This is a genomic window from Reichenbachiella sp. 5M10, from assembly GCF_002742335.1.
Lineage (GTDB): Bacteria > Bacteroidota > Bacteroidia > Cytophagales > Cyclobacteriaceae > Reichenbachiella.
Genome location: NZ_MDGR01000007.1, coordinates 1,430,453 through 1,453,970 on the forward strand (window position 1 = coordinate 1,430,453; position 23,518 = coordinate 1,453,970).

Consider the following 23,518-nt stretch of genomic DNA (forward strand, 5'->3'; position numbering starts at 1 on the left):
AAAGAACATGCTCAATAGAATTATTCGTTATTTTTTGGAAAACAAGCTGGTTACGATATTGTTACTCCTTGCTTGTGTCATTTGGGGTTTAGTCACAGCGCCTTTTGGTTGGAAGCTTGACTTCCTGCCGAGTGATCCGGTACCTGTGGATGCTATACCCGATATAGGAGAGAATCAGCAGATCGTGTTCACCGAATGGATGGGTCGTTCTCCCCAAGATATCGAAGATCAGATCACTTACCCGTTGACCACCTCTCTGTTGGGAATTCCCGGGGTGAAGTCTATTCGTAGTTCTTCGATACTTGGAGCGTCGAGCATTTACATTATATTCAGTGAAGAGGTAGAGTTTTATTGGTCACGTTCGCGGATATTGGAGAAGCTCAGTTCCTTGCCAGCGGGACTTTTGCCGAATGGCGTACAACCTACTCTCGGACCTGATGCGACTGCACTGGGGCAGGTCTACTGGTATACGCTGGAAGGGCGCGACCCTGAGGGCAATCCTACGGGAGGATGGGATTTGCATGAGTTGCGCAAGGTGCAGGATTTCTATGTCAAGTACGGCCTGAATGCTGTCGAAGGAGTCTCAGAGGTGGCTTCTATCGGTGGGTTTGTACAGGAGTATCAGGTAGATGTCAACCCCGAAGCGTTGCGTGTCTATGGTATCTCGTTGCAACAGGTGATATCTGCTGTCCGCCAGTCCAACCGTGATGTGGGTGCCCAAACGATCGAAATCAATCAGGCTGAGTACCTGGTGCGAGGTTTGGGATATGTTCGTTCGGTAGAGGATCTCGAGCAGGCGGTAGTGACGGTCAGTGACAATGTCCCGATTCGCATCCGAGACATCGGTATAGTTGCTCTTGGTCCAGCTACACGTCGTGGACTACTGGACAAAGACGGGGCAGAAGTCGTCGGCGGAGTAGTCGTAGCACGCTACGGATCCAACCCTTTGGCAGTGATCACGGAAGTCAAAGACAAAATCAAAGTGCTCTCTGCGGGATTACCCAAAAAGACTTTAGCCAATGGAGTAGAGAGTCAATTGACTTTGGTGCCCTTTTATGACAGGACCCAGTTGATTCACGAAACCTTGGGTACGCTAGAGGAAGCACTATCTCTGGAGGTTTTGATCACCATACTGGTGGTGATCGTCATGGTACTGAATCTGCGTGCGTCGCTGATGATAGCGAGCTTGCTGCCGATCGCGGTGTTGATGGTTTTCGTCGCGATGCGCTATGTTGGAGTGGATGCCAATATTGTGGCTTTGTCGGGGATTGCTATTGCGATCGGTACGATGGTGGACCTAGGGATAGTCCTGTCAGAAAATATCATCCAACATATCCGAGAAGCCCCTGCATCTCAAAACCTCAAAGAAACAATCTATAAGGCAGCTGCCGAAGTGAGTGGGGCCTTGGTCACGGCAGTAGCGACGACTGTGGTTAGTTTCATTCCTGTGTTTGCGATGGAAGCCGCCGAAGGCAAGCTGTTTCGTCCGTTGGCCTTTACCAAGACCTTTGCTTTGCTTGCTGCATTGTTTGTTTCATTGATTATCCTGCCGACATTGGCGCAGTGGTTTTTTGGGATCAAAATCCATAAAAAAGCTGTCGCCAAAGTTCTCCATGCTCTACTTGTCATGGTAGGGTTTGTGGCAATGTTTTGGGTGTCGCTGTGGGCAGGGCTATCACTTCTGGCTTTTGGTGTGGCGTGGTTTGTTCGTGTGTACAGCGGCTACCGTCACTGGGTCATCAAGCATGCAGCAGTTTTGATCGCGGTAGCTTCGGTGACGTGGTTGCTAGCCAAGTACTGGATGCCACTAGGGGTGGGAGAGTCTACTGGGCTCAACTTCCTCTTTGTAGCACTGGTACTGGTGCTGATCTTGGGTGGGTTTGCCTTGTTGGAAAAATTCTATGGTCGGATTCTTGATTGGTGTTTGGCACACAAAAGAACATTTCTGGCGCTACCGACGACTGTGATTCTCTTTGGAGCGATGATTTGGATTGGGTTTGGGAGTGTCTTTGGCTGGATGGCCAAGGGGTTGGATGTCGTGGGAGTGAATCTACGAGCTATTGATGCATGGTCGGCGATGACACACACTTTCCCTGGGATCGGAAAGGAGTTTATGCCATCACTAGACGAAGGTAGTTTCCTGCTGATGCCAAGCTCAATGCCCCATGCAGGGATGAGCCAAAACAAGCGTGTGGTACAGCAGCTTGATATGCTGGTCGCCAACATCCCCGAAGTAGAACTGTCGGTGGGTAAGATGGGGCGTGCCGAAACAGCACTCGACCCTGCCCCCATCTCTATGTACGAAAATGTGATCAACTACCGTAGTGAGTACCGGATTGGAGCAGATGGGCATCGTCAGCGGTATTTGGTGGATGATCACGATAATTATGTTTTGACGCAAGTCATGGATCGCAATAAGGCTACCAGACGCTGGGTGCTGGATAGGCACAAGAAATGGCTCGCCATGGATACCGATACCGTGTATTTGGACGACAGACTGCAACCCATCGGTAGAGTAGATGTAGCATTGGGCTATGAACGTATCGTGCGACATTTGGTGCCAGATCAAGAAGGAGAGTATTTTCGAAACTGGAGAGAAGAGATACAATCTCCCGATGATATTTGGGAGGCTATCGTGGCAGTGACCCACCTGCCAGGCGTGACATCTGCTCCTAAACTGCAACCGATAGAGACTCGACTGGTCATGCTACAGACGGGGATGCGTGCCCCTATGGGAATCAAAGTCTTTGGACCGGACTTGCAATCCATCGAGGATTTTGGAATGAAGCTGGAGGAGGTGTTGAAGCACGTGCCATCGGTCAAGACCGAAGCGGTATTTGCTGATCGTATTGTAGGCAAACCCTACATCCACCTCAGAATTGACCGAGAGTCTATCGCTCGCTATGGACTGAGTATAGAGGCCGTACAGCAGGCCATCGAGACGGCAGTAGGCGGGGTGAAAATCACCGAGACGGTAGAGGGGAGGGAGCGTTTTCCGGTACGTGTACGCTACCCGAGAGAGTTGCGTGATGATCCCAGCACCTTGGCGGACATCTACATTCCTACGCCGGTGGGAGTACAGGTCCCGATGAGCGAACTCGTCCATATCGAGTACGCACAGGGGCCACAGATGATTAAAAGTGAAGATACCTTTTTGCTGGGGTATGTCCTCTTGGACAAAAGAGATGGGTATGCCGAAGTAGACGTAGTGGAGGCAGCCCAACAGTATATCCAGGATCAGATTGATCAAGGGGTCTTGGTGGTGCCAGCGGGAGTGAGTTTCAAATTTTCTGGGAGTTACGAAAACCAAGTAAGGGCGGAGAAGCGTCTGGCAATCATTGTTCCTGTCGTATTGGTGGTTATTTTCATGATCCTTTATTTTCAGTTCAGATCCATTTCCACGTCGTTGATGATTTTTGCAGGGATAGCGATGGCTTTTAGTGGGGCTTTTTTGATGCTTTGGCTGTACGGCCAGAGCTGGTTTCTGGATTTTTCATTCATGGGGAGCAACATGCGGGACTTGTTTCAGCTCCATACTGTCAACCTCAGTGTCGCTGTATGGGTAGGATTTATTGCCTTGTTTGGGATCGCTACGGACGATGGAGTACTGATAGGTACTTATTTGGACTATAGTCTGGCAAAAAATCAGCCAAAGACCATCGATGCAGTTCGACGCTCTGTTCGTGAGGCGGGGAGTAGACGTATCAAGCCAGCGATCATGACCACTGCTACGACAATCATTGCACTATTGCCTGTACTCACGTCCAGTGGCCGAGGGTCAGATATCATGATCCCAATGGCGATACCCGCTTTTGGCGGAATGTTCGTAGCAGCGATTACGTATTTTATCACTCCTGTATTGTACAGTTGGAGGGAAGAAAGAAAATTGAATAAAAGAACAAATGACAAAGGCTATGAAAATGCAAGATGAACAAAGTGTGCAAAGTCTTCATGGTAAAACGCAAATGAAGGGTGCATGGTGGACGCCCTCCAGGTCTATGGGTATCATATGGATAGGGCTTTGGCTGTTGGCGCTCCCGACAATGAGTCAGTCTCTGGAAGAGTATCTGCAGATGGCGGGAGAAAACAACCCTGGATTGAAAGCCGAATATGCGGCGTTTGAAGCAGCCATGCAGCGTGTCGCCCAAACCAATGCCTTGCCCGATCCTACATTGTCGTTTGGGTATTTTGTCAGTCCGATTGAGACTCGACTTGGCCCTCAGCAAGCAAAACTATCGTTGATGCAAATGTTTCCTTGGTTTGGAACGCTGCGTGCCAAAGAGGATGCTGCGACACGACTTGCAGAAGCGAAGTATCAGCTGTTTTTGGATGCGAGATACGAGTTGTTTTTTCAAGTCAAACAAGCCTACTATCTGATCTACGAAGTAAGGGAGCATATACGTTGGCAGGAGGAGAATTTGGAGATTTTGTCCACGTACAAAGCATTGGCAACTACCGCCTTTTCGAGTTCGAATGGGAGTATGGTCGATGTGATCCGTACCGATATCATGATGGAAGATACTCGCACCAATATTCGTTTATTGGAGCAACAAATCATGTCGTTAGAGTTGAAATTCAATCGACTGCTCCATCGTCCAGACTCACTGTCTGTCGTGATCGTGGATACGCTTGCACTGAGGTCAGAGTCGGAGACCGAAGTACGAGATAGTTTGCTCGCTCGGCATCCGAGAGTACAAGCGCTAGAGTTGCAGCAGCAGGCTGCCGAGTCGAGCGAGATTTTGGCACGAAAAAGCAGTGGTCCACAATTTGGTGTTGGGTTAGAGTATGCCTTTGTCGGTCAGAGAGAGGATATGGAGGTGCCTCACAATGGTCGGGACGTATTTATGCCAATGGTGACGATGACACTGCCGATGTTTCGGGGCAAGTACAAGGCAGCGGTGCGGGAGGCTCAGTTCAGTCGGCAAGTGCTGGAGTCACAGAAGGCTGAGTTGACCGACGTATTGACGATAGAGTATGAAATGGCGCTCTATGCACTCCAGCAGTCCGCGCAGTTGTTTGGTCTGTATGAAGAACAGGTCGTCAAGACCAAACAAGCCATCGATTTGTTGTACAGCGCATACAGCAACTCGGGGAAGGATCTCGAAGAAGTATTGCGTATGCAGCAGCAATTGCTCCGATACGAAATGGAAAAAGCTACAGCGATCAAGAATCATCGCATCGCTCAGGCACAGTTGGATTATCTCACTACCAAATCAGAATAAAATGAAGGATGTAAGTAAACAAACAGTAGTTGTGGCTTTGGCCACATTGCTGCTAGGGTTTTTGGCCGGATGGCTGTTGATGGGGGAACATTCGTCTGAAGCAGGTCTAGCAGTGCATACGAGTGAAGTGGCGCATCAAGAGTGGACTTGTTCGATGCATCCGCAGATTCGTCAATCAGAGCCTGGGCAGTGTCCTATCTGTGGGATGGAGTTGATCCCTGTGTACCAAGAGACAGAGACTGCTAGTCCGCTCGAAGGGATCAAGCTGTCGTCTACCGCTATGCAGCTAGCGAGTGTGCAGACGGCTGCTGTACGTAGGCAGCAGCCAGTCAAGGAGCTGCGGCTCTCGGGCACCGTCCAACCAGATGAGCGCCGAGTGTCCTCACAGACTTCGCATATCACCGGCAGGATCGAAGCACTCAAGGTCAACTACACAGGTGAGTACGTCAGGAGAGGACAGGTGATAGCATATGTCTATTCGCCTGAGCTAGTAACAGCACAGAGGGAACTGTTTGAAGCCAATAAAATTAGAAATACACAGCCTGCCTTGTATCAAGCAGCCCGAGACAAACTCAAAAACTGGAAGCTGACTGATCGTCAGATTGATAGCGTTTTGGAGTCTGGCAAGCCTTTGGACAATTTTCCGATTCTGTCAGATCTCAATGGGGTAGTGATCGACAAGAGAGTCAATCTCGGTGACCATATCCAGCAAGGAGAAGCGCTCTTTGAGGTAGCAGATTTGTCGCAGTTGTGGGTGCTGTTCGATGTGTATGAGCGCGACATGTCTTGGGTCAAGGTAGGAGATCGTATGACTTTCGCGGTACAGTCTCTACCAGGTAGTCAGTTTCAAGGAAAGGTGAGTTTCATCGATCCGGTCATTGATTCGAGATCTAGGGTTGCCAAAGCGAGAGTCACTGTGAGCAATACTGAAGGTCGTCTCAAACCAGAGATGTTTGTCACAGGAGAGCTAGAGAGTCCTCTTGAAGAGGTAAGTCCTACTATCGTCGTACCCAAATCCGCCGTGATGTGGACGGGAGAGCGTTCGATTGTCTATGTCAAAGTAGGACAGGGGGAGTTTGTCCTAAGAGAAGTGATCCTTGGTCCATCACTAGGCGATCGATACATGATCCAATCTGGATTGAGAGAGGGAGAAGAGATCGTGATACATGGGACGTTTAGCGTCGATGCTGCTGCTCAGTTGGCCGGTAAACCGAGCATGATGAATCAAGAGGGTGGAGTTATGCTTGCTGGCCATCATCATGCAGGTATGGATGGTGCTAGTGCTCCGAAAGAAGAATCTACCTTGAGCGCCAAAGCTCAAATAGCTCTAGAGGTTTTGTACAAGGATTACTTTCGGATGAAGGATGAGTTGGTGCGAGATGATTTTGTACAAGCGAAAGAAAGGGGAGAGCAGCTATCTGCAGATTTGTCTCAAATCCCTATGTCGTTATTCGCTACCAGTACTCACGAAACTTGGATGACTACCAAAAGGCAGTTGGAAGAGCCTCTAGCACGAATCCATGCCTACAAAACCATAGCAGAGTTGCGTACAGGGTTTATTGAAATCTCGGAAGCCATGATTGGTATGACGGAGGTTTTTGGCACAAATGAAGAGGAGCTCTATGTACACAAATGCCCGATGGCCAACCGCAATCAAGGAGCTATTTGGATGAGTGAAGAAGTAGAAGTCAACAACCCCTACTTTGGGAGTGAAATGCCTAAATGTGGAGAAGTAATCAAACGTTTTACCCGTCAATGAATTAATTTAACCACGGGGTAAATTTTAAGTTTAGAAAGTGAAATCGAATTTTAATCAAGAATAGATAAACAGTATGAAAAGAAAAACAATATCTACACTCCTTATGGGAGTATATCTAGGAGCAGTCGCTTGTAGTGGTCCTAGCAAGAGTACAGAAGATCAAGCGGATTTGACAGAAACCAAAGGGTTGGAAGAAATCAGTGAGGAGACGATCGAGACGACTGTGCCTGAGGCTATGATGACACAAGAGCAGGTTCGGCAAGTGGTGGCTGGTTATTTGTCAATCAAGGATGCACTGGTGAAGTCAGATTCTGTAGCGGCTGGTGTAGCGGCAAGCGAGATTGTGCCTATCCTCGATGGCAGGGAGGAGTTGACACTCAAGCTCAAAGTGGATGTGGAATACATTTCGGATGGAGTGGATTTGGAGGCACAGCGTTCGGCATTTTACAAACTCTCCGAGAATGTATACATGCTTGTCAAGTCGACCGATGCGATGGATGTGCCACTCTACCGTCAGTATTGTCCGATGGCTCGTCACAACGAAGGTGCATATTGGTTGAGTACCGAGAAAGAAGTGCTCAATCCTTATTTCGGAGACCAAATGCTCCGATGTGGATCTGTCAAAGAAGAAATTTAAAGAGTCTAAGCACCTGAGAAATCTCAGTTCTCTCAGGTGCTGTTGTCCTCCATGGTTGTCAAGTGAATATGAACACACTCAAAAGCTCTCAGTCTACATTACATATCAAAAATATGGTATGTCCAAGATGCATTGCTTCGGTCGCAGAAGTACTCGCTGATTTGGAGATAGATACGGATGAGGTGCGCCTAGGAGAAGTTCTGTTGTCAGCACAGCTTACGAAAGAAAAGAGTCAGCTCTTGGCTCAGCGACTGAATGAACTCGGTTTTGAACTGTTGTTAGACCATAAGACCAAAATTATTGCAAAGATCAAGTCCATCTTGATCGAGAGCATTCATCTGTCTCAAGACTACCCCAAAGTGAATTACTCGACCTTGCTTGCAGAAGCATTGCATCAGGACTATGCTACGCTGAGTCGTTTGTTTTCGACACACGAAGGGGTGACCATCGAAAAATTCATCCTCAGTCAGAAAATCGAACGAGTAAAGGAGCTGTTGTTTTATGATGAAATGACCTTGTCACAAATTGCTATCACCATGCATTACAGTAGTGTAGCTCATCTCTCTGCGCAATTCAAAAAGGAAACAGGGATGACGCCAAGTCAGTTTAAGAAAAACAAGCAGCCTGGTCATGTCTCACGGGACCAGATTTAATCCCAAAATCTGTAAGGAATACGCATAATCCTATAAATGGAATCATGAGTAATTGGAGACCTTTACTTCATGATTAGAGAATATCACATATCCGGAATGACATGTGGAGGATGCCAGTCCCATGTGCAAGCTGCACTGTCTCAGGTGCAAGACGTGACAGATGTCAGTGTCGATTTGATTCGTAAAACTGCTTCGGTTGCTTCAGATCAGGAGATCGCTCTAGAGAGCCTACAGGCTGCACTGGAGGGCTCAATATATGGTATACAGCACGAGGCAGTGCCAGAGGAATTGGCGCCTTTGCCTGTGATCAAGAAGCAACCAGCAAAATTCAGTACGGGCATATACTATTGTCCCATGCATTGCGAAGGAGAGAAAACTTATGATCGGGAGGGGGACTGCCCTGTCTGTGGGATGGACTTGATCGAGGAAGCAAAGCCACAGTTGTCTCAAGCTACAGCGTATACTTGTCCGATGCATCCAGAGGTAGTGAAGGGAGAACCAGGAGCCTGTCCAACCTGTGGCATGGATCTCGTCCCCAAAGAGGCAGATGTATCTGAGGAGGATCGAGCTTACCAAAAGCTGAAGAAAAAATTTAGGATTTCTTGCGCGTTTACGATTCCGATCTTTTTGATAGCCATGTCGGACATGATCCCTGACAACCCTGTGCTGGATGTGATATCTGCGCGCATGTGGGGATGGGTGCAGTTGGCTTTCTCTCTACCTGTAGTGTTTTATGCGACATGGATGTTTTTTGTGCGTGCCTACCGTTCGTTGGTCACTTGGCGGCTCAATATGTTCACCTTGGTAGGGGTTGGAGCGGGAGTGGCTTGGTTGTTTAGTGTGGTAGGACTTCTGTTTCCGGAGGTGTTTCCTATGCAATTCAAAACGGCCGAGGGTGTGGTGCACCTGTACTTTGAAGCAGCCACGGTCATTTTGACCTTGGTTCTGCTGGGACAACTTCTTGAGGCACGAGCGCACAGCAAGACCAATGCAGCAGTCAAGCAACTGCTCAACCTTGCTCCTCATCAGGCCATTCGGGTAGAAAATGGAAAAGAGACTATTATCTCCATCGATGCGATCAAAGTAGGAGACCACCTTCGAGTAAAGCCTGGAGATAAGGTACCTGTGGATGGCTACCTGATCGAGGGGAGTAGTACCTTGGACGAGTCCATGATCACGGGTGAACCAATCCCTGTTGACAAGGTGGTTGACGATCTTGTCAGTTCGGGTACGATCAATGGCAAAGGAGCTTTCGTGATGAAAGCAGAGAAGGTAGGGGCCGATACGTTGTTGTCTCAGATCATAGCGATGGTCAACAGTGCCAGCCGAAGCAAGGCTCCTATACAGCGGCTGGCCGATCGCATTTCTGGGTACTTCGTGCCTATTGTGATCGGAGCATCGGTACTGACTTTTTTGGTTTGGGCACTGATCGGACCAGAACCTCGTTTGGTCTACGCTTTTGTCAATGCCATAGCGGTATTGATCATCGCATGTCCCTGTGCGTTGGGTTTGGCTACTCCGATGTCTGTGATGGTAGGAGTAGGCAAGGGGGCCGAGCTTGGTGTGCTTATCAAAAATGCCGAAGCACTGGAACGAATGAATCAAGTCGATACACTGATCATCGACAAAACCGGAACCGTGACAGAAGGAAGACCATCAGTAGAGCAGGTTGTTGGGTCAACTAAATATTCGGAACAAGAGGTGCTCGCCTTCCTGTCATCAGTCAATCAATCCAGCGAGCACCCACTCGCCGAAGCGATCTTAGGCTATGCCAAGGAGCGTGGAGTTGCGTCTCAGCATGTTCATGGATTTGAGTCGATTACTGGGATGGGAGTCAAGGCTACCCTTGAGGGAAAAGTGGTCTTGATAGGGAATGAAAAAATGATGGGTACAGCAGCTGTCGATTGTCCGGACGCACTAATGGAGGCTGCTCAAAAACAACAGCGCAAGGGCAAGACTGTACCTCTTGTGGCAGTGGATGGATTGCTCGTAGGCTATGTCGTGATCACCGATGCTATCAAGAAAAACAGTAGACAAATCATTGCTGATTTGCAGGCGCTGAGTATGAATGTAATCATGATGACCGGGGACAATATTCATACAGCTGAGGCTGTTGCAAAGCAGCTTGAATTGGATGATTTTATCGCGGATTGTTTGCCCCAAGATAAACACGATAAAGTCCAAAAATTGCAGCGGCAGGGGAGGGTTGTAGCGATGGCTGGAGACGGTATCAATGATGCCCCGGCATTGGCTCGTGCAGATGTCGGGATTGCCATGGGGACGGGTACCGATGTAGCGATGCAAAGTGCAGGGATTACCTTGGTCAAAGGGGACTTGCAAGGGATCGTCCGAGCCAAGCAATTGAGTCAATATGTGTTGGCCAATATTCGGCAGAACCTCTTTTTTGCTTTGGGCTACAATATTCTTGGAGTACCGATTGCTGCGGGGGTATTGTTTCCCATTTTTGGAATCTTGCTGTCTCCCATGTTGGCTGCTGCTGCGATGAGTTTTAGCTCAGTTTCGGTGATTTCAAATGCTTTGAGACTACGTAGAAAGGCTATTAAGTAGTGAAGTGTAAGTTTTAATAAGTTGCTTTAAACACTCTGTTAGTCAACTATTAATGAGTCTCTACTTTAGTGAGGTGTTTAAGAAGGGGAGTGTAAATGTCTTATTCTGAAACTTTCCTTTTGAGAGGTAAGTAGGACCGTGTGATGTGTGAAGAGGGTAAATAAGGGATGATCTATTCAAGATTATCATTTATCTTGACATAGAAAGCAGTTGATTTTGATTGAGTTATTGGTGAATTCATTGGAAGGGAAAACGGAGAAAATACGTATTGCTTCTTTCGGATTGTAAGGTCCATGCTCGGATGATCGAACCCATCGAAAGAATTTCGGATGGGTGTTGACTTGAAATCAAATTCATTTTCTTTGCTTTTTGATTTTGTGAAGTGACCATATATTCCTTGAATGAAAGACGAATCTATAGCCAATGCCGACTACATTTTAGACCATTTTCCTGATGCTTGGTGTCGCCTAGATGAGCAAGGTAAAGTGCTCCAGTCTAGTCCCAGATTGAGTACCGAATATGGAGTGGATTTGGGAGAGTCTGACGCTCGAAAATTGGGAGATATTTTGGGCAATACCAAAGGGTTTTCGGTGCTCCACCGCGACACGCTCAAGCTGGGTAATGTCCATGTCCGGGTGCTGGATATTCGTAACGGTAACGGACAGGTTTTTACCGTCTCGGTGAGTGCTTCGAGGATTCAAAATGGTGCAGGGCATAAGGAGGTTTTGGTAAGCATCCGCAACCTGACAGATCAGATAGATTCTATCCGATCGGAGCGCGATAGTTTTCTCAATTTTGTCGATGTAATCAACTCCAGTCTTGATGGGATGTTGATCATCAACTTGGGAACTCAGCGAATCATAGAGGCCAACGATATGGCTTTGTCGATCATTGGGTATGACTTAGAAGAGGTCGGAAATATTCCTTTGGATCGAGCGACATTTACAGAGCCAGAGGAGTTCGAGTACTTCTTGACTTTGCTCAAGTCTCAGGGGGATGTGAGGTTCGAACGAAAGGTCCTGCACAAGTCGGGAGACTTCATAGATTTGGAAGTGTCGGCTCGGATGATGCATGTCGGAGATGGTCAGTTGTTTCAGTGCAATATCCGTGACATCACACTCAAAAAGCGACTCTACAAGATTGAAAAACTCAAAGAGCGGATCTTGACTATGAAAGAAGTCGGGCGTGGAGTGGACGATATCTTGAGCAAAATTTGCAGCGATTTGGAACTGATATGTTTGCGATCGGGTTTTGCATATGTTTCGTTTGGAGACGATGAGTATCCATGGGTTTTTGGCGAGGATTCTCGTCTTCCGCAGGAGTTTCAAGAGTATCTTCAGCAGTATGTAGGAGGAGAGATGGATCTGCTCAAACGTCAAAATTTCAATGTTGAGATGACTGATTTTTGGAGTGCTCTTGATGTCGCGTACATGGGAGTGCCCGTATTGTACCAGCACTGGAGTTTGTTCACAGTGTTTAGTGGCAAAGGGTGTGTTGGAGCGTTGGCAGTATTTGGAGAATCGTCAAGGCTGGCCCCCGAGGAGGAGCTGGAGAGTTTGGGACAGTTGGTCCATATTTTGGGCAATGCCCTCTACAAAATCGAACAGGAGCAGGAGCTACAAGTCAGTGAAAATAGATACCGGGAGTTGGTGGATCATTCACCTATGGCCATAGGGATATACCAGCACGGTCGGGTAGTATTTGGTAATCCACAGTTCTATGAGGTTCTTCGATTTTCACCGGATGCCGAAGTGACATTAGAAGATCTGGCCGCCTTGGTGACAGAAGGTGACAAGGTCCTGGCAGAAGAGATCGTGTTGGTCATACAGACTCAGGGGCATTCGCCAATCACCGAGATTACCTTCAAGTATGCCGATGGGGAGGAGTTTACACTGATGCTGCAAGGGACCATTGTTTCTTACCAAGGTGAAGATGCTGTCCAGTTCGTGTTTTATGATATTTCTGAGCGAAAGCAATTTGAGATCAAACTCAAAGAAAGTCGGACGCAGTTTGAGCTGGCCGTGCAAGGTTCTGCTGCAGGGATCTGGGATCACTATGACCTCAAGACTGGACAGATGTGGTGGTCCCCACGTGTCTATGAGTTGATTGGATATGAGCAGGAAGAGATAGACTCTACCTTACAATCTTTCATTGCCCTGATTCACCCTGTAGATCGCCTGCGTCTAAAAGGTGTACTAGAAGCAAACGACAAGACGGGAGGACGCTATGAACTAGAGTATAGACTCCTGACAAAGTCGGGAGAGTACAAGTGGTTTTATGGAAGTGGACAGACGCAGCGAGACGAAAAGGGTGAAGTGGTACGTAGAGTGGGTACACTCATCGATATCGATGCACGCAAGCGTGTGGAACAAGAGATCATCGAGCGTGAGCAGTTGCTCAATACGACGGGTATGGTGGGCAAAGTAGGAGGTTGGCAACTGACCGCCCAAGATAGGCAATTGACTTGGACGGATCAAGTCTATATCATCAACGGCATGGATATAGGATTGCCGATTACATATGAGCAGGCATTGGACTTGTACTCCGAAGAGGATCATAGGAGGATTGCTAGTGCGGTAGAGGCTTGTTTTTTGGGAGAGCCCTTCGAGCTGACCATTCGGGTCGAAAACATCAAAGGCAGGCAGAAATGGCTAGAATTGTCTGGTATCCCAATATACGAAGGAGACGAAGTAGTCAAACTCGTCGGTGCACAGCGCGATTTGACGCATCACATTCATCAGATAGAAGGCATTCGCCAAAATGAACAAAAGCTAAAAAATGCGAATCAACTTGCACAGTTGGGCAATTGGGAGTGGAGGATTGCTACGGATGATTACTATTGGTCAGAGGAGATGTACCGAATCCTCGGGGTAGACCGATCCCTCCGGCCTTCGATGCAGTTGCTGGAGGATGCATTGCATGCTGAGTCGGTGGTGGAGTTTTACAATGTGATACACAACTCTCTAAGTGATGACCCCCCAGTCAAAGCGGAACTGACGCTGAGTCATGGGGAAGCCAACGAACGGCGTTATATGTCGATACGAGCAGTGAATGAGCGTGACGAGCATGGTCGAATCATCAAGGTGCTGGGAACTGTGCAGGATATCACTGATCAGAAGATTGTCGAGCTGGACCGCAACAGACAAAACCTCTACAGCAAAGTGATACTTGAGCTCAATGCAGTAGGACCTAGAGCCAACAATGCGTGGTATTTGTCCAATGAGTATTGCCTTTCACTGATTGGGCAGTTGGGGTTTGACTGGGTTTGGCTCGCTGAGCAAAAAGATATAGATCAGGTAGGTTTTCAACCTGTCGTGTACCAAAAAAGTGATAAGGTAAACATGCGGGAGCTCAATAAGGACGGAGCGCAGTTTTATCAGACAAGCCTTTTGGCGCAAGCCTACAGGGACAATGAAATGAAAGTCGTGACGAACCTTGAAATGTATACGGGTGAAGATTCGTGGGTCACGGCGATGCAGAAGCACGGATTTCAGAGTTACATCTCCTTGCCGTATTCGGAAGGCAATGAGGTCAAGGGGACGATCAATTTGTACAGCAAAGAGGCTGTGAAGCTGGATGCATCGTTTGAGACGTTCCTCTACCAATTGGCCCATGACTATGGCAATGGACTCTATGCACTCGAGCTCCAGCGCAATCGCGATGAACTCAATGAACACAACAAAGTACTGATTGATTCGCTAGACGTGGTTTCGGTCAGTTATGATGTCAATACCGGCAAGATCGCTGTATTTGGAAACACCAATAATCTGGTGGGCTATGAGCAGGAAACCTTTGTGGAGATGGTGAAAGAAGGGAAAAAGTACATTCATCCCAATGACCTAAGTATGCTCAATACAGAACTACAAAAATCGCAAAGTGCGGGAGGGTATTTTGATGTAGATTTTAGAGTGAAGCGCCATGACAACCGCACCGTATGGGTCAACTCCAGAGGTAAGGTCTACTGGCAGGGGCATGTCATAAGGAGGGTAGTGGGGATCCTCATCAACATGGATGAGCGCAAACAAGATGAAATCGATCAGGTCAAGGCACAGATCAAAATCAGGGACAATGAGCGTATGCGTATCGCTCGAGCCTTGCATGATAGTCTGGGACAGACCTTGACCATAGCGTGCATGAGTTTAGATGCCATATCCAAGGATATCGAGCAACTGGAAGAGGATCGACAGGAGCTGTACCATGATGCTTACAATCTACTCAATGATGCGATTGAAGAGTCACGTACGATTTCGCACAACTTGATGCCGTCATTGCTCATGGATTTTGGACTTGTCAAGTCCATCAGGTCGGACGTGAGCAAGCTCAATAAATCAGACAAGATTTTCTTTGATTTTGAATATGACGAGGCGTGTGACAGACGCTTTGATCAAGAGGTGGAGATCAACCTCTACAACATTAGCCGGGAGGCTGTCACCAACATCCTGAAACATTCGCAGGCAACCGAAGCGAAGATCGCATTGCATGGATCGGACAATGTTCTCACTCTGACTATACAGGACAATGGGGTAGGTATGGATACGTCCAAAGCCAAAAACAAAGACGGGCTTGGATTGGGTAGCATAGAGCGACGTGCCATCATCATCGGGGGAGAGCTCTACATGTCAGGTACGAATGGGTGTACGATTCGTGTCGAGCTTGAAATGAACCGCTGAAGTATATCTCGTGCTCAAGTGTGTGGTAGTACGACGATTTCATGAGAGGAAAATGGGTAAAGTAGCCTATTGAATTTGGCGTGTAGGACTTCTTACTTTGCATAGTGAACGGTGGCTTGCGTGCGTACTCAGTGAAGGCAGCCAAGGCCAACAGGTCACATTAGCTCAGCATACAGTTATGGATCAACCAATAAAGCACAGTCCCGATATCAAGAAGAATGACATCATTCCAGGCTTTGTATTTCAGTTTGCCGAAGACGATCATGGCAATAGACGTTTTCCTATGTTCTCAGTGAGCATCATGCGGATATTTGGATGGACTGAAAAGGACTTGCAGGTACATGTAGAAGAGGTGTTGGGTCGGGTGCATCATGATGATCGCCATGATTTGGAAGGCGCGATACGTGAGTCCAAAGAGGCACAGTCTATTTGGGGGCATACGTTTCGTTTCGTTTGTGGAAAGGGGAAAGTCAAGTGGCTGCAAGGTCTGGCTTCACCTGAGCGAAGTGGTGATACGACACTGTGGAGAGGGGTGATCTATGATGTCACCGATAAGGTGGAGTGCGAAAAGAGGATACAACAGCAACAGGTGGATTTGGAGGAAATTGCTTTTTTGCAGGCGCACGAGTTTCGAAGACCAGTGGCTAACATGCTGGGGGTGTTTGATTTGATCGATTTGCAGTTGCGCCAAGAGGAGCAGTCGTTGGAAAAAGTATTGGCTTTGATCGATATCCTTAAAATATCTGTCAAAGAAGCAGATGCTGTGATTGCCAAAATCGTCACCAAAGCTGCAGAATTAAGGCATTGAGGGGAGTGTCTAAATCAGGTTCTTTTCTAGGGTCATTTTGACGAGTTGTGCACTGTTGGATACATTGAGTTTTTTCATGATGTTGCGGCGGTGTGAGTCTACAGTCCGCGTACTTAGAAATAGGTTTTCGGCAATCTCCTTGTTGGTCGAGCCTTCTACGAGTTCTTTTAGGATTTCTTTCTCGCGTTTGGTGAGCAGAGATTTGAGGCTTTTGCCTGGACTTCTTCGTTTGATGAGTGATGCCCCGAGTATGTCGACTACAGTGGGGGTATAAAACAGTTCTCCGAAAGAGATTTTTTCTACAGCTGCTACAAGCTGTTCCGCTTTGGCGTTTTTGGGCAAGTAACCCAAGGCTCCAGATTCGAAGGAGACCAAGATGTACTCTTCATCATTGTGAGTAGAGAGGACGAGGATGTGAGTGTTGGGGTGGTTTTTTTTGGTATGCGTGATGAGATCTAAACCTGACATACCAGGCATGGAGATGTCTGTGACGAGCACTTGTGGCTGGTGTTCCTTGATCAGTTCCAAAGCTTGCTCGCCTGATTCTGCCTCTCCGACCACTTCTATGGTTCCACTTTCTTCGAGTAGTAGTTTGATTCCCTTCCTCACTACACTATGATCATCCGCCAATACTACACTTATCATAATCCTTTGCTATCTGTATACTATAATTGATAAATATAAGAGGTCAATATCAAATCCACAAATAAAGCGGAGGTGTAAACTACCTAATTATGTAGGTCTTTTTGCTTAGAAATAAATGACAAATTCTGAGGATTGCCTTCGGAGCGGGGGCTAGATACCTTTGAATAAAAGTTTGAAACTATCCAATACCGCTATGAAAACTGTACTAATTGTCGATGATTCTGCATACATGAGAGCCCTGATCAAAATTGCTTTGACGGAGGCAGGATATGAAGTCGTCGGCGAAGCAGAAAACGGCGAAAAGGCCCTCTCATTGGCTAGATCGCTCAATCCGGACATGATGACACTCGACAACATCCTACCCGATATGTTTGGAATCGAAATTTTGCAACAACTCATTCGAGAAAAAACCAACATCAGGGTCATCATGATCAGTGCTGTAGGGCAAGATAGGATTGTCAACAAAGTGAAGAAAATGGGAGCCTATGGATACATCGTCAAGCCCTTTGAACCAGAGTTGCTTGTCAAAGTAGTCAATGAAGTAAGTACGCAGCAAGCCATCAGTGCGTGAGCGTCTAAGTGAAATCACCTAGAAGAACAAGTGGGTTTTATTTTCGCTCAAACTGAGAGTAGACCCCATCCCAACAAGAACAATACCTACTAAAACATGGCTACAGCAGAAAGCGAAATACCTAATCCACAGGTCCCCGAAGCAGTATCCCCTATCAAGATTGTACTGGAACCCATCAAAAACAACGATGACGGGATCACCATCTATCTCGAAGGGCAATTGACTATCAATCATGTCGAGGAGATCCAGCGCAAAGTGGAGTTGGCAATGAGTCAGTTTGGTACGGTACGCATCGTACTTCAAGCTGTAGAGATGATTGATTTGTCGGTAGTACAGTTGTTTTTTTACCTGACACGGCTGGCGATCGAGGATGACAATGACCTGAGTTTCGAACATGACTTGTCAGAAACATCTACTACACGCATAGTAGATGCTGGATTAGCCATTTACCCCAACCTAGCATAACATGAAAAAATCAATTCTCATAGTAGATGATTCGGATAGCATCAGAGAACTTGTCGCAGTGACATTGCGTGATGCGGGCTATCAAGTGTACCGAGGCATGGATGGACAAGATGGTCTCGCACAGCTCCACCAGATTCAAGAAAAGGTGTCCCTTATCATCACGGACCTTTTCATGCCGCGTATGGATGGAATCGGGCTCGTCAAGGCTGTACGCCAAGAGGAAAAATACAAATATGTGCCTATACTGATGCTCACCACGGAGTCCCAGATCGAAAAAAAATTAGAAGCCAAGAAAGAGGGAGTGACAGGCTGGATAGAGAAACCGTTTGACCAAGACAGATTGATGAAAATAGTACATAAAGTGATCGGGAAATGATAAAGAAGAAAGATTTGATCCAACTTCGAAAGATCTTCATGGAAGAGGCCAGTGATCTTTTTGAGAAAATAGAAAAGAACCTTTTGGCTGCCGAAAAGGCGCCCCAAGACGAGGCATTGATTGCTGCATTGTTTCGATCGATACATACTCTCAAGGGGAGTAGTGGAATGATTGGTTCCAAGAAAGTGACCGACTTCATTCACAACCTTGAAACGATCTACGACAAAGTACGCTCAGGTATGAGTCCACTCACGACTGAGATCATAGAGTGTACGTTTCAGTGTATGGATCATGTCAAAATATTGATACTCAATCCCGATCTTGAGAGTCCCGAAGATTTGAAGAGAGATGCTGAATTGAAGGAGCGAATTGAAGGCGTATTGGCGGGATCTGCCGAGTGGACTCGGCCTGAGGGGACGAGTGGAGGAGAGATTGAGAAAGGGTTTCATACTTATCACGTGTTCTTTAAGCCGAACCTGGACTTTTTCAAGGACGGGTCTAACCCACTACTGCTCATCGAAGAGCTTACTGAGATGGGGGATACGCAGGTATATGCGCAGATCGAACTGGGAGACAACTCGAATTATGAAGCCACCAAGTGCTACACGCAGTGGGAGGTGATATTGGCGACCAACGAACCCAAATCAAATATTTCGGACGTGTTCATCTTTGCTCAAGATGCAGAAGCAATCGAAATCACTCTTGTGGCTGAGGGGAATTTGTTGCAAGACGAGGGATTTGTAGCGGCCTTGCCAGAGACACATCAGGGCGAATACCTCTCGCTGACCAAAGTGCAGGAAATTTTGACTCAAGTCAAAAGAGAACAAACCAATCAAGAAATCAAAGAGCAGCAATTGGGTAAACCTAACAAGCTGGAAAATATATCAACGATCAGAGTCGCGTCAAACAAGCTGGACGAACTGATGAATCATGTGAGTGAATTGGTCACTACACAGGCCGGATTGTCCCTATATGCCAAAAACAACTTTGACCCAACACTGGATGTCATAGCGGACAATATGGAGAAACTGGCTCGTCAGTTGAGAGACATCGCGTTTGACATGACACTGCTCGAAATCGAGAATCTCTTTGCGCGTTTTCATCGCTCGGTGAGAGACATTTCTGCCCAATTGGACAAATCTGTCAACTTCGTCACGGAGGGAGGAGACACAGAACTGGACAAGACCATCATCGACAATTTGGCCGACCCGCTCATGCACTTGATTCGCAACAGCCTCGATCATGGAATCGAGACCAAGGAGCTGCGTGTGCAGAAGGGCAAGCCAGAGAAGGGTACCATACTGCTTCGGTCCTACTACTCGGGGGCAAAAGTGTACGTGCAGATCAAAGACGACGGCAAAGGCATAGATGAAGAGAAAATTCGAGAAAAGGCCATCAAGAAAGGTTTGATCAAAAAGGAAGATCAATTGTCCAAAAAGGAAATCTTGGATTTGATTTTTGTGCCAGGTTTTTCGATGGCCAAGGATGTGACCGACCTGTCTGGTAGAGGAGTGGGCATGGATGTGGTCAAAAAGAACGTCATAGATCTAAGAGGGGATATCAGCATAGATACGACAGTAGGTGAGGGGACGACTATCACGATTGGATTGCCGCTGACACTGTCTGTGATTGATGGGTTGCAAGTGCGGGTACATGACACGGATTATGTGATTCCTTTGTCTAGTGTAGAAAAGTGCTTCGAAATGAAACGCAAGCAGTTTGTCAACGACTTCAATCATGTGGTGTCTCTCGATGGAGCGCAATACCCGTACATAGACCTTCGGTCAGAGTTCAAGGTAGCGGAGGAGGGGGCTCCAGAGTTTAGTAGTGTGATATTGGTCCAAGATCACGATAGACATGTCGGGTTTTGTGTCGACGAGATCGTCGGCGAGTACCAAGCGGTACTCAAGCCAGTGGGCAAATACTACCGCAACCAAGAGTTTGTGTCAGGAGCAACCATCCTGGGAGATGGCAAGATCGCTTTGGTGTTAGATACGCACAACCTCATCTCAAAGAAGAATACTAACCTGAAACTAACAAACGCATGAGTAGCCTTTTGGACAATGAAATCAAGGAAGATATCCATCTAAAGTCATACTTGACTTTTGAACTGGATCGGGAAATATTCGGTGTGGAAGTGCAGAAGGTGGTTGAAATACACGAACTCACCCACATCACGGCAATCCCCAATGCTCCAGCACATATGGCGGGGTTGCTCAACCTAAGAGGTAAAATCCTGCCTCTGATCGATACCAAAGTCAAATTTGGACTACCTCCGATCGTACCTACAGTAGATACTTGTATCGTGGTGATAGAGATGGTGCTCGAGGGGGAGTCCATGCTCGTCGGTACGCTTGTGGATTCGGTACAAGAGGTACTCATGGTAGCTGAGGAAGAAATACAGTCTTCTCCCAGTATAGATGCCAAGTTTGACTTGGAGTACATCACGGGGATGTTCAAGCAGAGAGATCAGTTCATTCTACTGCTTAATCTCGAAAAAGTCTTCGCTCTAGAGGATCAGACGAACTACGTCATCAACGAAACAGCTAAACGCTCATAGACATGGAAACAGTAGCTACCGAAATCATACCGCAGCACGTACTCAGTTTTGGCTTGGATCAGGAATTTTTTGCAGTCAATGTCAAAAATGTCATAGAAATCATCGAAGTGCCCAAGGTGTCCAAAATACCCAAAGCGCCGAGTTATATGGTGGGAGTGATCAATGTCCGCAATCATATGGTGCCTCTCGTAGACACACGTGTCAAACTAGGAATGGCGGATACCAACTTCACTGTCGATACTTGCGTGATCGTGGTAGAGATTCATGCCAACGGCCAGCGGCTCGCTGTAGGCATATTGGTGGATGAAGTGCTCGAGGTGCTTGATCTCAATACTGATGAGGTGCGTCCTGCACCTAAATTTGAGACCAACGAGTACGAGCGATTCATCACGGGGATGTTTCCTGTAGAAGAGCGCTTTGCCATGATATTGGATTTGGATCAGATTTTTTCGCTGAGCGAAATCATCCAATTGGAGACCATCTCCCAAGATGAATTGTCCAATATGGAGCCTAAAGAGGGGCAAACCAAAGAGGGTGCACCTCTTCAAAAATCAAGTCCAATGACTCAAACTGAAAAACAGAAAAAATCATGAGGTTGACTATCAAAACAAAATTGATCGGCTATGCAGTGCTCAATTTTACTGTGCTCTGCGTGGTGGCTTGGTTGTTTTTTGCATTGAAAACCAAGCATACAGCCATCACTGAGATGAAAAACCGAGCGATTGCCGTGCAGGTAGCTCAGAGAGAACTTCACCGTGCACAGGATTTGGCTATAGATCAAAGCTTGTTTGGCAGTGAAGAAGCTCAGAGCAGAGCTTTGCACTTGTATTCGTCGAAGAAGGATGTTTTACTGAATCTATTGGAGAGCATCGACGGGTCGAGCATGGGACTCAATTTCAATGAAGATCTTATTGCTTTGCAATCACTCGTTATTCAGGCGGATGCCAAGTTCAAAACATTGACTCAGGCGGTCAAAGTTCGAGGACAAGTGGGCACAGGGCTGGTAGGACAAGTGTCTACGGCATGGGAGGAAATGGCCGATGAGGTAGCAGCGGAAGAATCTCTCCGTATGCAACTGATGGTGAGAGAGTATTTGTTGACCCGAAACACACTATACCAAGACAGTATCATAACGCTCATCGACGACATACGTGCAGGTATGAAAGACGATGTAGCGGCTGGGCTGGTCGTATACCAATCCATGGTTTTGGATGTCATTGATTTGGACGGACAGATTGGTCGTACAGCTGAGCTAGGACTGAGAAAGGATGCCTCGGAGCAGATGTTGACCTTAGGGCGTAGCATTGATCAAGCGATCGTAGGCTTGGATGAGCTGATAGCCGTCAGCAACGGTCAATCCGTGTCCATGATGCAGGGAGTTCTGTTGGCTGTGATTTTGATGTTTCTGTTGTCTTCTGGCTGGTTGATTGTTACGATTTCTCGTTCAACCCACGCAGCGTACTTGGCCGTCAAAAAGTTTGCGGAGGGAGATCTCAAAGTCAGCGTACACAAGACTAGCAACGATGAGATGGGGGACTTGATTGACCATTTCAAAGCCATGACGTCCAATTTCATGAACCTCATCGTGTCGCTCAAAGCCAGCAGCAATGCTATGGTCAAAGCGTGTGTCGAGATGAATAAGACCACCCATCAAATGGCCGAAGGAGGAAATGAGCAGGCAGGGTCTGCCGAAGAGATATCTGCCTCGATCGAAGAGATGGTAGCCAATTTTGATCAAAGTAGTAAAAACGCGATAGATACCGAAAAAATAGCCAGTGCAGGAGCAGAACGAATCAAGGAGGGCAATGAGTCAGTAAAGAAAACAGTCGCATCGATGCAAATCATCGCGGATAAGATATCGATCATAGACGAAATCTCACGTCAGACCAATCTACTGGCTCTCAATGCAGCAGTAGAAGCAGCAAGAGCTGGAGAGCACGGCAAGGGGTTTGCAGTGGTAGCCGCTGAGATTAGACGCTTGGCAGAGAGAAGTCAGATTGCTGCCAATGAGATCGATCATGTGTCATCGTCGAGTGTACATACGGCGACCGAATCTGGCCAAATGCTCGAGCAAGTAGTGCCACAGATAGAGAATACTGCACGTTTGGTAAGGGAGATAGCCAACAGTACCCAAGAACAAAACAACGGGGCTGAGCAGATCAACCATGCCGTACACAATCTCAACCAAGTAGCACAGCAAAACGCATCAGGGTTGAGTGAGTTGGCAAGCAATGCCTCTGAGCTCATCCAGTTGTCTGACAAGATCACTGAAGTCTTGTCCTACTTCAATGTTAGTGAAAAGGACATAGAAGGGACTATGGAACTGAAGTCTGTGACCCAAAGAGAGGGAGGAAAGAAGGCCAGCAAGATCACTCTAGCTACTTCTCAAAAGGAAACCAAAGTAGCTGACGTACAAAAGACTAAGGTGGAGAAGAAACTCGCTCCCGTCTCTGTCATGAAGGAGGTCAAAACCATAGCCAAGGACAAGCCCGCGTCACCACCCAAAAAGAAGATAATCTCTGGGATAGACTTGGACCTAGGTCGACCGATGGATGCATCCGACTCAGATTTTGAAAGCTATTGA

Annotated in this window: 16 protein-coding genes; 15 read left to right on the top strand and 1 reads right to left on the bottom strand. The window is 47.2% G+C overall.

What is annotated here, in order from left to right; translation table 11 throughout:
• Window positions 1-7 precede the first annotated feature (7 nt).
• The 8 genes from BFP72_RS05785 (at window position 8) to BFP72_RS05820 (ending at window position 16,317) form a co-directional block, all read left to right on the top strand.
• On the top strand, window positions 8-3,931 hold the full coding sequence (locus BFP72_RS05785) for an efflux RND transporter permease subunit (RefSeq protein WP_099598234.1): 3,924 nt from the start codon (window positions 8-10) through the stop codon (window positions 3,929-3,931).
• Entirely contained in the window at window positions 3,915-5,222 is a 1,308-nt protein-coding gene (locus BFP72_RS05790) for a TolC family protein (RefSeq protein ID WP_255397162.1), read from the top strand. The genes BFP72_RS05785 and BFP72_RS05790 overlap by 17 nt, the downstream gene beginning before the upstream one ends.
• 1 nt (window position 5,223) lies before the next feature.
• Window positions 5,224-6,981, top strand: coding sequence for an efflux RND transporter periplasmic adaptor subunit (locus BFP72_RS05795; protein WP_099598235.1), 1,758 nt, complete (start codon window positions 5,224-5,226; stop codon window positions 6,979-6,981).
• A 73-nt stretch (window positions 6,982-7,054) separates the two neighbouring features.
• Window positions 7,055-7,618 carry a DUF3347 domain-containing protein gene (locus BFP72_RS05800; RefSeq protein WP_099598236.1) on the top strand — a complete coding sequence of 188 codons (564 nt, stop codon included), beginning with the start codon at window positions 7,055-7,057 and terminating at the stop codon, window positions 7,616-7,618.
• Between the two features lie 113 nt (window positions 7,619-7,731).
• Entirely contained in the window at window positions 7,732-8,271 is a 540-nt protein-coding gene (locus tag BFP72_RS05805) for an AraC family transcriptional regulator (RefSeq protein ID WP_255397163.1), read from the top strand.
• Window positions 8,272-8,340: 69 nt separating this feature from the next.
• The gene (locus BFP72_RS05810; RefSeq protein ID WP_099598238.1) at window positions 8,341-10,839 is read left to right on the top strand and encodes a heavy metal translocating P-type ATPase; all 2,499 of its coding nucleotides are present in this window, start codon (window positions 8,341-8,343) and stop codon (window positions 10,837-10,839) included.
• A gap of 401 nt (window positions 10,840-11,240) precedes the next feature.
• Window positions 11,241-15,509 (top strand): PAS domain-containing protein, encoded by a 4,269-nt coding sequence (locus BFP72_RS05815; RefSeq protein WP_099598239.1) that lies wholly within the window; start codon window positions 11,241-11,243, stop codon window positions 15,507-15,509.
• Window positions 15,510-15,687: 178 nt separating this feature from the next.
• Window positions 15,688-16,317, top strand: coding sequence for a PAS domain-containing protein (locus BFP72_RS05820; RefSeq protein ID WP_099598240.1), 630 nt, complete (start codon window positions 15,688-15,690; stop codon window positions 16,315-16,317).
• A gap of 9 nt (window positions 16,318-16,326) precedes the next feature.
• On the opposite strand, the gene BFP72_RS05825 is transcribed toward BFP72_RS05820, so the two are convergent.
• Window positions 16,327-16,962, bottom strand: coding sequence for a response regulator transcription factor (locus BFP72_RS05825; RefSeq protein WP_099598241.1), 636 nt, complete (start codon window positions 16,960-16,962; stop codon window positions 16,327-16,329).
• A 193-nt stretch (window positions 16,963-17,155) separates the two neighbouring features.
• Here BFP72_RS05825 and BFP72_RS05830 point away from each other — a divergent pair, with 193 nt between their 5' ends.
• From BFP72_RS05830 to BFP72_RS05860, 7 genes are all read left to right on the top strand, one after another.
• Window positions 17,156-17,533, top strand: coding sequence for a response regulator (locus tag BFP72_RS05830; RefSeq protein WP_099598242.1), 378 nt, complete (start codon window positions 17,156-17,158; stop codon window positions 17,531-17,533).
• Window positions 17,534-17,629: 96 nt separating this feature from the next.
• Complete coding sequence (locus BFP72_RS05835; protein ID WP_099598243.1) at window positions 17,630-17,998, top strand: lipid asymmetry maintenance protein MlaB; 369 nt, start codon at window positions 17,630-17,632, stop codon at window positions 17,996-17,998.
• A 1-nt stretch (window position 17,999) separates the two neighbouring features.
• On the top strand, window positions 18,000-18,374 hold the full coding sequence (locus tag BFP72_RS05840) for a response regulator (RefSeq protein WP_099598244.1): 375 nt from the start codon (window positions 18,000-18,002) through the stop codon (window positions 18,372-18,374).
• On the top strand, window positions 18,371-20,422 hold the full coding sequence (locus BFP72_RS05845) for a chemotaxis protein CheA (protein ID WP_099598245.1): 2,052 nt from the start codon (window positions 18,371-18,373) through the stop codon (window positions 20,420-20,422). Before BFP72_RS05840 ends, BFP72_RS05845 begins: the two co-directional genes overlap by 4 nt.
• On the top strand, window positions 20,419-20,934 hold the full coding sequence (locus tag BFP72_RS05850) for a chemotaxis protein CheW (RefSeq protein ID WP_099598246.1): 516 nt from the start codon (window positions 20,419-20,421) through the stop codon (window positions 20,932-20,934). The genes BFP72_RS05845 and BFP72_RS05850 overlap by 4 nt, the downstream gene beginning before the upstream one ends.
• Before the next feature lie 2 nt (window positions 20,935-20,936).
• Window positions 20,937-21,527 carry a chemotaxis protein CheW gene (locus BFP72_RS05855; RefSeq protein ID WP_099598247.1) on the top strand — a complete coding sequence of 197 codons (591 nt, stop codon included), beginning with the start codon at window positions 20,937-20,939 and terminating at the stop codon, window positions 21,525-21,527.
• A complete protein-coding gene (locus BFP72_RS05860; RefSeq protein WP_099598248.1) occupies window positions 21,524-23,518 on the top strand; it encodes a methyl-accepting chemotaxis protein in 1,995 nt (664 codons plus the stop codon). Before BFP72_RS05855 ends, BFP72_RS05860 begins: the two co-directional genes overlap by 4 nt.

Bases quoted from the DNA above. Each gene is read 5' to 3' on its own strand.
- BFP72_RS05800 (WP_099598236.1), top strand. From the start codon at position 7,055: ATGAAAAGAAAAACAATATCTACACTCCTTATGGGAGTATATCTAGGA.
- BFP72_RS05795 (WP_099598235.1), top strand. From the start codon at position 5,224: ATGAAGGATGTAAGTAAACAAACAGTAGTTGTGGCTTTGGCCACATTG.
- BFP72_RS05820 (WP_099598240.1), top strand. From the start codon at position 15,688: ATGGATCAACCAATAAAGCACAGTCCCGATATCAAGAAGAATGACATC.
- BFP72_RS05845 (WP_099598245.1), top strand. From the start codon at position 18,371: ATGATAAAGAAGAAAGATTTGATCCAACTTCGAAAGATCTTCATGGAA.
- BFP72_RS05815 (WP_099598239.1), top strand. From the start codon at position 11,241: ATGAAAGACGAATCTATAGCCAATGCCGACTACATTTTAGACCATTTT.
- BFP72_RS05785 (WP_099598234.1), top strand. From the start codon at position 8: ATGCTCAATAGAATTATTCGTTATTTTTTGGAAAACAAGCTGGTTACG.
- BFP72_RS05805 (WP_255397163.1), top strand. From the start codon at position 7,732: ATGGTATGTCCAAGATGCATTGCTTCGGTCGCAGAAGTACTCGCTGAT.
- BFP72_RS05830 (WP_099598242.1), top strand. From the start codon at position 17,156: ATGAAAACTGTACTAATTGTCGATGATTCTGCATACATGAGAGCCCTG.
- BFP72_RS05850 (WP_099598246.1), top strand. From the start codon at position 20,419: ATGAGTAGCCTTTTGGACAATGAAATCAAGGAAGATATCCATCTAAAG.
- BFP72_RS05790 (WP_255397162.1), top strand. From the start codon at position 3,915: ATGAAAATGCAAGATGAACAAAGTGTGCAAAGTCTTCATGGTAAAACG.
- BFP72_RS05835 (WP_099598243.1), top strand. From the start codon at position 17,630: ATGGCTACAGCAGAAAGCGAAATACCTAATCCACAGGTCCCCGAAGCA.
- BFP72_RS05810 (WP_099598238.1), top strand. From the start codon at position 8,341: ATGATTAGAGAATATCACATATCCGGAATGACATGTGGAGGATGCCAG.
- BFP72_RS05825 (WP_099598241.1), bottom strand. From the start codon at position 16,962: ATGATAAGTGTAGTATTGGCGGATGATCATAGTGTAGTGAGGAAGGGA.
- BFP72_RS05855 (WP_099598247.1), top strand. From the start codon at position 20,937: ATGGAAACAGTAGCTACCGAAATCATACCGCAGCACGTACTCAGTTTT.
- BFP72_RS05840 (WP_099598244.1), top strand. From the start codon at position 18,000: ATGAAAAAATCAATTCTCATAGTAGATGATTCGGATAGCATCAGAGAA.
- BFP72_RS05860 (WP_099598248.1), top strand. From the start codon at position 21,524: ATGAGGTTGACTATCAAAACAAAATTGATCGGCTATGCAGTGCTCAAT.